A 12,740-nucleotide genomic window follows, 5' to 3' on the forward strand; every position below is an offset into this window, starting at 1 on the left:
TCTGTAAGCTCTCCTCCCCCCTCTCCTTTTTTAAGGAGAAGGGAGAGCTGAAGACCCGAAGAGCAGATAAACACACAAACCATTATCATATAAATTCATCCTGCCGACACCTTTCTGACAATAAGGCAGAGAAATAAAAAACAATTATGGAATAAACACAAAAAGTCCCTGCAAAGCATTACTTTACAGGGACTTACTATTCTTTTTCCAGCGGAGAGACAGGGAACGGTTATTTTCCTCATATCTTCCTTATATACAGCTTATTACCTCTTTGGCTTTATCCAGATACACCGAATAATTTACCGCATATGTTTGTTTCGCAAATTTACCTTTTTGCACTAATTTTCTGTGCAAATATAAGGAATATAATTCTTCTTTCCAAGCCCTACGACACAAATTAAGATAAATATTTTGTCTAACTTTAGATATATAAATCACCCAATTATAGGAAGGGTTTTATAGCACCAACTTAGGATTATCAATAGATTTATCAAAATTGCTCTTCACTATCATCGACTAAAAATAATAAACCTCAAAAATGCCCTTTGTATAATAGCCTAAATTTACTATATCTTTATCAAAATCTGAGTATTTCACTTAAAAAGACTATCTTTACATATTCTACTAAATTATAATATTCTAAATTATTATGAGTACATATGTCATAAAATACATAGAAGTAAAAGAAAAAGCGGAATGGAAACCATTGCTATGGTATTCAAAGAGTTTTGATAAGCATTATCCTAAAGACGAGAATAAGGAGAAAGAAGTACTTTGCCACTACCAAAGTTTCGTTGAAAACCTCTCTGGCTTCAGACAATATCTAAACGATTCTGACTTTTCCGAACGAGGTCTGCCTAGTGATTGTAGCCAACCCATACGCAAAGATATAGAATCAGTAAAACACAAATGGGGAACATCCTACTACACCCTCAATGAACTTTCTATAGCAATAGAGAAAGAAGAAACACAAATGCTAAAATACATGCATAAAGCGATAGATATGAAAATGCTGTACCGTCTGAATAATATTGAGTTACTGCTAACAGATAATAGCAAAAAACCAAAGGCCTCAGATGGAGAAAGTAATTTTCTTGAAGAACTATCACTGGAAGACCTATATAGCGAATCCATGGAAATAATAAATCAACTGAAATACATACATAATGTTGTTCGTTATTTAGTAAATGAAATTTTTGGATATATAAATGACGATAAAATAAGAGTCATTTTCTACATTGAATAATATAGAAGTTGTTCAGAAATAGACAATTCTTCCAGAGTATCGTAAACTCCGATATAATTCCGAACAGATACTTACATCAAACGATATTCAAAAAGTATTCAAACAAACTAGCCTCTTGGAACAAATGGACATTCCAAAAACTCTATTTTTACTAAGTAAAAAACACAATTCTACATATAAGTAAAAAAAAATACACTTCCAATGTGATGAAACTAATTACTTATTTTTTATTTATAATCTTAGCATAAAGTTGAGTGTTTTTTATATCAGAATGGCCAAGAACCTTGGACAAACTCTCAATAAGCATACCGTTCGCCAAACAAATAGCTGTTGCCATCGTATGTTGGGCGACGTGAAAAATTAGGTTCTTATGAATATCACAAATATCAGCAATCTCTTTCAGATAAGCATTTACTTTTGATTACTTGGTAAGGGATAATAATGGAAAGCTTAGGATAAGAAAAAGTCGTCAAAAAACAAAAGTTATGTGCAATATTCCTATACTCCCCGCGGCAAGTGCCATTCTTGAAAAATATAAGGATGTGGCAAAGTGCACAAGCAAACTCTTGCCTGTATCATGCAATCAGCGTATGAATAATTATCTCAAAAAAATTGCAGAAATATGCGGTACTCACAAAAATCTTAGTACACATATTGCCAGACATAGCTACGCCACAAGTATTTGCCTTGCAAACGGTGTAAGTATGGGAAATCTAGCAAAAATGCTGGGGGTATACTGATACATCCACAACAAAACACTTTACAGGTGCTAGATCAAAGTATTATGAAAGATATGCAGAAAGTAAATAGCTACTTGTCGGAATTGGAAATAAAATGAATACTGATAAAAAATAAGAATTATTTTTTAAGGATTAGAATGCTATTTAAAAGATTATCTGTAGCTTTGTGTAAATAATTAATAGTGGTTAATACCAAAGTTATATTACTAAATCAATTTACTATGCATACAGACTTGAAGCCCATAAATAAGGATGCAAGCAATCACGTTCTTACAAACCTAGAGAAGTTAGAGAAAAAGACGGCTGAAGAACGTCTAAAATTTATGGATGAAGACAGGTATGAAGAGATGATCACAAAGTGGGCATATTTTTGTTTGAAGGAAGATTCAAATAAGAAATATGAGGATGTCTTTCGATATGGGGGTAGTGGCGATGGTGGTATTGATGTTATTGCTTTCTATGATTTCAAAAATCAAATTTGCGACATTTATCAATGTAAACATTATAAAGATTCAATAGGTTATTCTGATATTAATAAAGAATTATGCAAATTCTTGTATAATACATTCATCGATTATATACCATTCCCTAAAACATACTATCTTGTTGCACCCCAAAATATAACGGGGCCTTTAGGAAGTTTGTTCAATGATCATGAAAAACTAAGGAATAGATTATGGGAAGATTGGGAAAAAAGTATAAAGAAAAAATTGGCAGTAAATATTACTAATGGTGAGAACGATAAGTTTAAGAAGCATGTGGATACATTTGATCTTTCAATAATAAAGCCCCTATCTCCAGACAAAATTATAGAAGGGTTAAGAAAAGAATATTGGTTATATTTCCAATATCTAGGAATTGATAGAACTTTGATACCAAGAGCCCACGCTGCCCCCCCTTCAACTGTAGCAGATTATGAATCTACTTATATCAACCATCTTGTGGATGCCTATTCAGATGCGAATAAATCGTCAATTACGCAAATTAATCTCAATGATGAAAATATGGCTATGTATAAAGCACATTTCACAGCATCAAGAGAACAATTCTATTTGGCTGAATCAGCTGCAATGATAGGAAAAGAGATATGCTCTGGAGGAAATGATGAATACAGTGAAATCAAGGATAACATTGAAGAGCATGTTATTGATGAATACTACTCGCAATACCATACTGATGGTTTTGAAAAAGTAAAAGCTGTAACAAAGAGTGCATCTCAATATCAGGTAGAAGAGATGAATTCCGTTAAACCAATTATTAGCTCAAGAGTATTAAAAGGTATGTGTTTTCAATTATCAAATGAGAATAAATTGATATGGGTAAAGAAAAAAATAAAATAGCAGTACTAAATAATCCGATAGAACATGCGATTAAGATTATAGTTGCTCTAAAATGTGCAATGACTCCATTGACACGTGACAGACTAGTGGCATATGAATATTTCGCTCTGCATTTAACTGACCTTAATAAAAATGCAGAAAGTCTATTTCCTCAAATTCCCTATCGAGCATGTACATACGTATGTAACCATACCGATATAACCATGGCTTTAGAGATTTTACTATCAAGAGATTTAATCAAGTATGCGATAAAGAATGATAGGCTATGTTATACATTGACTGAGGCCGGTAGCTTATTTGAAGAATATTTGCAGAATGAATATAAACAGCGACTCACGATTATGATGGTTAAAGTTGTATCACTACTGAAAGACAAAAGTGATGCAGACATCCAAGAGTATGTGGAGCAAAATATAGGGAAATGGGGTAGTGAATTTGAGCGAGAGTATATATTAATTAAAGATGTCAATCATGGATAATAAAGGATTCTATATAAAAACGATTCTTGCTACCGGAACAAAAGTTCAGGACTCACGTGTTGATTTCAACAAAGGTTGTAATTTGATTCACGGACAATCAGATACAGGCAAAAGTGTTGTTTTTTCGATTATTCAATATCTATTGGGACAAGAAGATCCTCCCAAAGAAGCAACTGAAGGAAAGGAATATGATACATTTTATATGCAAATATGTATGTTTTTTAATGATGAGGATGTCTATACCATACAACGTAAACTGACGGATAAAACAAAAGTTTATGTAAAACATTGTAGTATAGACCAGATTCATGACATGCATATCAAGCAAGAAATATACAGTGTGAAATCAAGTGAAAAGCCATCATCATACTCTTCCTTCCTATTAGAACTATGCGGCTTTGACAGTGCCATAAAGATAAAACAAAAAGATAGTAAATTCTCTAATTTGTATTATACACAGCTAAGACACCTGCTCATGTTGGGGGAGCAAAGGATTGTTGATGACAGGTCTATTTTCTTACCTTCAGGAATACCTAGTGATGTTACAAAAGAGAAAAGTGTTATCAGTTATTTATACTCGGGTGAAGGAGATCCTGAAATTGATGGATTAGAAGACAAAAAGTTGCGTAAAGCCAGAATTACAGGTAAAATAGAATATGTACAAGAGGAAATAAAACGCCTGGATCAAACTATCGAAGATATAGGAGACGTTTCATTTGCAGGATTAGAGGAAGCCTTAAATGTGAATAAAATTAAGAATGAAATTAAGAATGCCGCTCAAAAGCTAGACATACTGTACAAACAAAAACATACTAAAAATGAAGAGTTAGACAAATGGCAATCAAAAAATCTATTTGAGCAAGAGTTATATAATAGATTGTTACTATTAAAATCTCATTATGAATTAGATATAGAAAGATATAAAGGAATTGAAGAAGCACGTGAACTTCTATCAATCCTGACATACAGAGAATGTCCTAAATGTCATACTAAGCTGCAAACAGACTCGTTTGATTTAGAAGATGAGCAATTTATTGCTGCTATAGAGCAAGAAGCATATTCCGACCAGTGCAAGTTGAGAAGTTTGAATGAGTACATTAAAGAGAAAGAAACATATTTAAAAATATGTAAAGAAAAAATTAACCAACTTGAAATAGAAAACATTTCTATTAATAACCAGATTTCCGAAACAGAACCCAGGCTCACATCCTTTAGGGATTTATTAAAAAGAATTGAATTAAATTGGGAAAAAAAGACGAGATTAAAGCATCTTGAAGAGGATTCATTCAGATTGACCAAAGAGTTGAGTGAACTGAAAAAATCATTGACAAATAAGCAAGTATTAACTATTCCGTCACGCAATAAACTACCAGCAAAAGAATTCTATGATACCGTAAAGGAAAAAATGGTGGCATGGAATCTTGAGAATCATGAAACAATAGTGATGAATCTGGATGATTTTGACTTTACACTTGGCGGTAAACGTCGTATTACTTGTGGTAAAGGCTATAGAGGTATTACTGCTACAGCAATCATGATGTCATTAGTAGAGGATTGTATTTACAGAAATGTACCTTTTACTCGGTTACTTGTGACTGATTCGCCAATCACAGCTCACTTTGGTAAAGAGGATAAAAAAACAGATGCAGATGATTTAGAAGAAAACGTTCAACGTTCTTTCTTCCAATATATGGAAGATAAAAACTGGAACTATCAATTAATCATGATGGACAATAAACATCCATATACAGACCAAAGGAAAACAATGAAGAATATTCATTTTATTGAATTTTCAGAAACCGGTAGAAAGGGGTTTTATGTAGGAAAAAGGAAAGAATAAACAAATTTAGAATTTAATATAAATTTCCTGCATAAAACATGCAAGAAAGTAATATTAAGTCAGTTTTTTATTCTAAACTCATTTCATCAAATATAATCATTGGAGAAGAAGATACTTGGGTCCTAAATCGTGAAACAGATTGTTACTAAGTATCTCCAAAATAAACTATTATACGTTTTTTAGCAACTTACATGCCTACTGAAGTCCAGTTGAAATTTTCCCGGAGCTTACTATTATCAAACAGAATACTTTACTTTTCATTGAAATCCAATAGTTCTTGATAGGAATAGTCGCAAGCTTGAGTTTGAAAAGCCGATGACTTTAAACGTTTTTTCAAGTCCGCTTTTGTTTGGCCTAAGTCCTCTTTAACCAACACAACGCCCCCATCATTATCTACGATAAATGCTCCTCCATAGTTATTCGGATATGATAGTTTGTCAGAACGGCTTACACTAAAAATGGCATTCAGCTTTTCATGAAGTTCTATTGATTTAGCCTCATTTTTATTATGTGAGGTTATAGGGCTAACAATGGCACTTTCTGGGAAGCAGAATTGTTTTCGGCCCTTTAAGGACAAGCGGAATAGAACAACGGGAAAGCTATACAACTCATGAAGAATAATATGCGTTTCATAATCGAATCAAACTTATAAAGAGAAACTAAACTCAACTACAAAATATTTAATCAAGACTTACTATATTTCCTAAAAGCAGATACAGCTTGAAATATACCATAAGCAATTGCTATCTTACCCAATAGAAAAGCAGCAGTACCTCCTATTAGTCTCAAAACAGATCGAGTATCATTATAAAAATCCGACAATTCTTCCAATCCATCCGGAAGCCACAAATATTGAATAGCAGCACTCCAATAATTATGATTAGCTAACAGATAAATACAATTGCTTTCCCAAGGAAATGCCACACCATCTTTAGCCATGACGAAGAAAGCATAGAATAATTGCCAAACTACAACAGTAAATAGAACTCCGGTAGTCCAACTGAGTCCGTGATTATTAGAAAACTTATTCAGTTTCAATAATAAAATATCACTTACTGATCGTAAACTCAATTTCAGAGATTTAGTATATGCATTCATCTCATAAGACTTGAATATCAGTGCTTGAGGGCGGTCCATATTTCCTTCCATACAATATTTCAATTGCCTAAAAACTTCCCGCTGTTTCTTCCAATACTGCGAATCCTTATCACCAGATTGAGCATTAAGCTTTTTAATATCAAACCACGTTATACTGGTAGTTATTATATTGGTTAATATACTCCCTTCAACAGTAATTTTATCGAATGAATCAAGATTGGTATTCAAGAAAGACGTACACCCGAGATTTGAGCCCATAACATTCAATTCAGAACCGGATTTACTATCTGATTGGAATGCTTGGAATATGACTGAAGAATTATTGATAAATGATTTAAAATGCAATTTATGGGCCGTTACATTGTTAAATTGAATATTTGTATCATAGTTAATACCTTCAAGCAATAAAGTATCAGTAATATCAAAATCTTCAAATATAATATCACCAGCCAAATCCTTACTTGGAACTATCTGCACGTTCTCACAAAACAATCTTTCGTCTTGAATATCACTTTTGATTATTAGCCCTTCTGAAAGTTTAGGGTTCTTTATGTATACATTATTCAAGCTTCCTCTTTGAGGATTAGCTTTATCACCCTTGATTATTTTCACTTTCTTCTTAAACTCCCCACCAATTATACTTAGGCGATCACACTTTACTGCAATAATATTAAATTCATCATTATAAGTCCCATCATTAAATATAATACTATCAACTTTTGCTCCCCACAAATAAACATTTTCATCAATAACACTTTCTCTAAAGAGGTAGTTTGAAGCGGAGACGGCCTGGAACCTAATCTTTCCTTGCACCTTAGAATTTGACAAAGAAAATCCAATAGCTGGTATTTGAATATTACTTAACATTATAGAGCCACTAACTGTAGTAAAATCAAGAGTAAAACCATTTTGATTACATATAATAAAATCCACACATATACCTTTAGTAACAGTAGTATTATCAATTAGGATTCCTCTTTCAAATATTGATGGTCTATGATTAAGGCCTCTGACAACAATTCCACAAGTAGTACAGTTTCTAATTATTAGAGAATTAGAAATATCGTTTGCTAAAACATCATTGACATCCTCCCTTGTCCTACAACCAATGATACAAAGTTTTTCATCGAAAATGCAATTTTCAAAAACAACCCAACTACCCAAAACAGTTTCTTCAAAAACTACGGACCGCTTAAAATGGCAATTCACAAACTTGAAGCTATGATAACTGCTACCACTATAATTGACATCTTCGTCAAATTCCTGACCTTTACAAGAAACTATATCACTCATAAAATTACTTTTTTAATAGAGTTCTGTCTTTACTCTCTATTTACAAAGGTAGTATTTTAGCGGAAGTAATCACAAAAACATCACTGATTTTTTGGGTCAAAAAGTGTAATTAACAACTCAACAGAAATATAATTTAAAGAGGCAACCGGATTTAAAATCCGACTACCTCTTCCTTATCAATTCGTCATCACGAAATTATCCTTAATCTAAAACAACTCCTTGACTATTGTCCTATCCAGCGTACGAGCATAATGCCGTGTCATTTGAAGATTAGTGTGACTGAGCATCATCGCCACACATTCCATCGATATCCCATTGGCAAGCGCATAAGTCGCAAAAGTATGTCTGGAAAGGTGCGTGGTTATCATCTTGTTAATTTCGCAAATATCTCCCAATTCTTTCAGGTACGCATTCATCTTCTGATTGTACATTACCGGTAATAGTACATCATGTACAAGACTAAGTTTATCGTCTGCATACTTTTCAAGGATTCTCAAAAGAATATCCCTGAGTGGAATCTTGCACATGATTTTTGTTTTCTGCCGGATTTTCCGAATCCACTTCACTCCATTGGAGCCTACCACTATATCCAATGCTTTAAGTTGCTTAACATCCGAAAAGACAAGGCCTGTGTAGCAACAAAAAGAAGTATCACACACCTGGACCAACCGGGATATTACAATTTCTTTGCTGAGTATTTTCTGAATTTCAGAATCTTCAAGGAAATTGCGGTCTACTGCCTCAAGCGTGAATTTATATTCAACGAAAGGGTCTTTCTTTAACCATCCTTTTGCCAGGGAAAGAAGGATAATCTTTTTGAAGTTCTTCAGATATTTAGTCGAAGTATTGTGACTACACCCTTTCTTTGTCAATAACCAAAACATATAGTCTTTAACGAACTGCTGAGACATTCCACTCAGAAAAAAACTTTTTCGGTAAGTGTCCCAAACAAAGTCCTGTACATGTTGCAGAGTTGTCTCATAACGCTGTGCTGTTGCAGTAGCCATACTAATTCCAACAAGTTTCTTACACTTATCATTATGTTCACGAAAGACATCGAATAAACTACAATTTCCGAATCACGTTGAATTTTCAGAATACTCCCATTGATCACATCAAGGTATAGGTTCAATTCCTTCCCCTCACGTTTTTTTGTCCACAGCTCTGCCTTTATCGACATTCCAAAGTTGGGGTAAAATCGTTTTCTTTATTGATACATCCGCACGAACACCGTTTACAGTAATCCTCATAAGAATCGGCGCCTCACCATGCCGATTCAACTTTATCCTACGAATGTAGAATAGGAGGCTAAAAGTTACTCTTTCCATCTTTCTTTAGTTCTTTAATTTCACATTGCGAAATCACTAAATCAGAGGCAATTCAACAGCCCGCAAAATATTGAAAAAACAAAGAATTACAATCTCATTCAGTGACAAAAAAATACAGAATAAAAAGGATTGGGTTAAATTACATCGTTTGATAGTTGGGAATACATAATTATATGCTTCGTTTTGATAGCATTCAACTTTCAAAAACAAGATTTAAGTATAAAACCTAAATCCTGAAACTTCTTAATTACACAAAATTTTGGAAAGAGTCACGTAAAATCTGTACAATATTTAATACTACAACAGTTTCTTTACAAATAAAATCAACACCAAATTGAGCTTTCTTAAGCTCCATCTATGTTCAATACATGAAGCTTAAGATGTAAAAGTCTAATCTATCTTTGATATAAGTATAGCCAAATCATTACTCAATTTTTCATCTGTAATCTTGGCATATAGTTGAGTAGTTTTTATATTAGTGTGTCCCAAAACCTTAGATAGGCTCTCAATAGGCACACCGTTTGCCAAGCAAACAGTCGTTGCCATCGTATGGCGGGCAACATGAAAGGTCAGATTTTTATGAATACCACATACATCAGCAATCTCTTTTAAATAAGCATTTACTTTTTGGTTACTTGGAACCGGAAACAAATAAGTCGAATCAGGATTATCATATTTTGAAATTAAACTTTTAGGAAGATTAAACAGACGCACATTTGTTGTTTCACCACTTTTATTACGGTTCATACGCAACCATAAATTTCCGTCGTGAGCAATATACAAATGTTCTTTGGATAAATTCTTTATATCTATATAAGATAAGCCTGTAAACGATGAAAAAACAAAAAGGTCTCTGATTAACTCCAACCGCTTAATATCAAAATTCTTCTCTATGATTTTTTGAAGCTCTTCTTTAGTCAAATATCCTCTATCCACCTTTTGTAGTTTGATCTGATACTCTAAGAATGGATTCTTTATTATATAACCATTATTTAAAGCAAGGATAATTATTCGTTTGAAAAACTGTAAAAACTTAGCAGTTGTATTGTGTGCACAATGCGCCGTAACACGTAAGTAAACCTCAAATCCACAAATAAATGCATGATTAATATTTTCCAGAATTATATCTTCTAAGCATTTAGTTCGAAGATAGCCCTGTAGATGTTTACGCGTAGTCTCATATTTTCGATAAGTCGTAGCGGATTTGCTTATACCAACCTGTTTCTTTATACTCTCATTATGCAATTCGAATAATGAAAGTAAATAATGTAACTTTTTATCTGCTCCAGTAAAAGTATCTCTAACCTTTCTAGAAGTAGTCATTTGTCCATATAAAGTCTGTTGATAAAAAATCTGATTTAACCTGAACCTGATACTTTTCAAAAATAAGTTTGTTTGTTTAGCACTACTCCCTACACATTGATGCAATCGGATATTCCAATTAGCTATTAATGATTTCTGGCCAGTACTAATCTCTGTACTTTCACCATTGATAGTGATACGAACCATAATCGGATGTAGGCCGTCCATGTGATTCTGTCTTTTCTTCAAAAAGAATAATAAGGAAAATGTTTGTCTCATAATGATAGGCTTTAAATTAAACAATTTCCAAAGGAGAGCAAAAACAATAATACAATAAAGCAAAAAAGTATCTTTTTGAGAAACAAGAGGACAATTAACTCATTATGTGAAAGATAGATATTAAATCGTGGACATTTTTCAGTTCAATTTTGGGACACGATTTAGCCACCCTCAACATCTATTTTTAATGCCTAATTAGAACAAGCGGCAAAGGGGATATATAGTAAACACCTAATTATCAACACAATACAACACATCATTAAATAGGTTCGGGAGATTTGGAGCACTAAAAACCCCTTGTAAATCATTGATTTGCAAGGGGTTACATTCCAAGCGGAGAGACAGGCTCTCGAACTCATACTTTCAGAAAATATCACAAAATCACAATTTACTGATAATCAAACATCAATCAAGGTATAGAGTAAAACTAAATCTTTCTAAATGTCTTTTGCTATCTCAATTATTGGGTGTATATTTGGGTGTAGAATTTCAAACGCACCCAATTATGAATATCAAACGTAACATTATTTTTGCATTGGAGAGCCGGAAGAAAAACGGTGTGCCAATCGTAGAGAACGTTCCTATCCGTATGCGTGTCATATACGCAAGCCAACGCATCGAGTTTACAACAGGCTACCGGATTGACGTAGCCAAATGGGATGCAGACAAACAAAGGGTAAAGAACGGATGCACCAACAAGCTAAAGCAAAGCGCATCCGAAATAAATGCGGACTTGCTGAAATACTATGCCGAAATGCAAAACGTGTTCAAGGAGTTTGAGGTACAGGAAGCCATGCCTACCACCCAACAGTTAAAGGATGCGTTCAATTTACGAATGAAAAATACAAGTGAAGAACAGCAGAAAGAAGCGAAAATTAGTTTTTGGGAAGTGTTCGATGAGTTTGTAAAGGAGTGTGGCAATCAGAATAATTGGACGGCATCCACATACGAGAAATTTGCAGCGGTGAAAAACCACTTAAAAGAGTTCAAGGAAGATGTAACCTTTGAATACTTCAACGAGTTCGGGTTGAACGAATATGTCAATTTCTTGCGCGACAAGAAAGACATGAGAAATAGTACCATCGGCAAACAGATGGGATTCCTCAAATGGTTTCTGCGCTGGAGTTTCAAGAAAGGACATCATCAGAACATTGCATACGATACATTCAAACCCAAATTGAAAACCACCTCTAAAAAGGTGATATTTCTGACATGGGAAGAATTGAACAAACTGAAAGATTACCAAATACCGCATGTCAAGCAGTATTTGGAACGTGTCAGGGATGTCTTTCTGTTCTGTTGTTTCACAAGCTTACGGTACTCGGATGTTCGCAACTTGAAAAGAAGCGATGTGAAACCCGACCATATTGAAGTTACCACAGTCAAGACAGCGGACAGTCTGATAATCGAACTGAACGACCACAGCAAAGCCATTCTTGAAAAATACAAGGATGTTCATTTCGAGAATCACATGGCATTGCCCGTCATCAGCAATCAGAAGATGAACGATTATCTGAAAGAGCTGGGTGAACTGGCGGAAATCAACGAGCCTGTACGTGAAACCTACTACAAGGGGAATGAACGTATAGATGAAGTCACACCCAAATACGCTTTGTTAAGCACCCATGCCGGAAGAAGGACTTTCATCTGCAATGCGCTGGCTCTCGGAATCCCTGCACAAGTGGTTATGAAATGGACGGGACACAGCGATTACAAAGCCATGAAGCCCTACATTGACATAGCGGATGACATTAGAGCCAATGCCATGAACAAGTTCAATCAACTATAAAAGTAT

General features: G+C 34.1%; 9 protein-coding genes and 3 pseudogenes. 6 read left to right on the forward strand and 6 right to left on the reverse strand.

Annotation, left to right across the window (positions count from 1 at the left end):
• Positions 1-649 precede the first annotated feature (649 nt).
• On the forward strand, positions 650-1,246 hold the full coding sequence (locus NBH01_RS08010) for a hypothetical protein (RefSeq protein WP_225680814.1): 597 nt from the start codon (positions 650-652) through the stop codon (positions 1,244-1,246).
• A gap of 223 nt (positions 1,247-1,469) precedes the next feature.
• Here NBH01_RS08010 and NBH01_RS08015 read toward each other — a convergent pair.
• Positions 1,470-1,664: pseudogene (locus tag NBH01_RS08015) on the reverse strand (tyrosine-type recombinase/integrase); the annotation flags it as partial.
• Between the two features lies 1 nt (position 1,665).
• Here NBH01_RS08015 and NBH01_RS08020 point away from each other — a divergent pair.
• The 4 genes and pseudogenes from NBH01_RS08020 to NBH01_RS08035 form a co-directional block, all read left to right on the forward strand.
• Positions 1,666-2,084: pseudogene (locus NBH01_RS08020) on the forward strand (site-specific integrase); the annotation flags it as partial.
• A gap of 123 nt (positions 2,085-2,207) precedes the next feature.
• Positions 2,208-3,326: an ABC-three component system protein gene (locus NBH01_RS08025; protein WP_225680701.1), complete on the forward strand. Its 1,119-nt coding sequence runs from the start codon at positions 2,208-2,210 to the stop codon at positions 3,324-3,326.
• Positions 3,302-3,805: an ABC-three component system middle component 2 gene (locus NBH01_RS08030; protein WP_225680699.1), complete on the forward strand. Its 504-nt coding sequence runs from the start codon at positions 3,302-3,304 to the stop codon at positions 3,803-3,805. The genes NBH01_RS08025 and NBH01_RS08030 overlap by 25 nt, the downstream gene beginning before the upstream one ends.
• Positions 3,798-5,645, forward strand: coding sequence for a hypothetical protein (locus NBH01_RS08035; RefSeq protein ID WP_234141570.1), 1,848 nt, complete (start codon positions 3,798-3,800; stop codon positions 5,643-5,645). Before NBH01_RS08030 ends, NBH01_RS08035 begins: the two co-directional genes overlap by 8 nt.
• A gap of 250 nt (positions 5,646-5,895) precedes the next feature.
• On the opposite strand, the gene NBH01_RS26775 is transcribed toward NBH01_RS08035, so the two are convergent.
• From NBH01_RS26775 to NBH01_RS08055, 5 genes and pseudogenes are all read right to left on the reverse strand, one after another.
• A complete protein-coding gene (locus tag NBH01_RS26775; RefSeq protein ID WP_488592211.1) occupies positions 5,896-6,252 on the reverse strand; it encodes a hypothetical protein in 357 nt (118 codons plus the stop codon).
• A 77-nt stretch (positions 6,253-6,329) separates the two neighbouring features.
• A complete protein-coding gene (locus tag NBH01_RS08040; protein WP_225680579.1) occupies positions 6,330-8,036 on the reverse strand; it encodes a hypothetical protein in 1,707 nt (568 codons plus the stop codon).
• Between the two features lie 206 nt (positions 8,037-8,242).
• Positions 8,243-9,091: pseudogene (locus NBH01_RS08045) on the reverse strand (site-specific integrase); the annotation flags it as partial.
• An 87-nt stretch (positions 9,092-9,178) separates the two neighbouring features.
• Complete coding sequence (locus NBH01_RS26565; protein ID WP_225680575.1) at positions 9,179-9,364, reverse strand: Arm DNA-binding domain-containing protein; 186 nt, start codon at positions 9,362-9,364, stop codon at positions 9,179-9,181.
• A gap of 390 nt (positions 9,365-9,754) precedes the next feature.
• Positions 9,755-10,945: a site-specific integrase gene (locus NBH01_RS08055; protein WP_234141681.1), complete on the reverse strand. Its 1,191-nt coding sequence runs from the start codon at positions 10,943-10,945 to the stop codon at positions 9,755-9,757.
• A gap of 505 nt (positions 10,946-11,450) precedes the next feature.
• Between NBH01_RS08055 and NBH01_RS08060 the strand changes: the two genes are divergently transcribed.
• Positions 11,451-12,734, forward strand: coding sequence for a site-specific integrase (locus NBH01_RS08060; RefSeq protein ID WP_118038259.1), 1,284 nt, complete (start codon positions 11,451-11,453; stop codon positions 12,732-12,734).
• The last annotated feature ends 6 nt before the right edge of the window (positions 12,735-12,740 follow it).

Origin of the sequence: Bacteroides sp. B1-V-101, from assembly GCF_023656585.1 — a bacterium.
GTDB classification, from domain to species: Bacteria; Bacteroidota; Bacteroidia; order Bacteroidales; family Bacteroidaceae; genus Bacteroides; species Bacteroides thetaiotaomicron.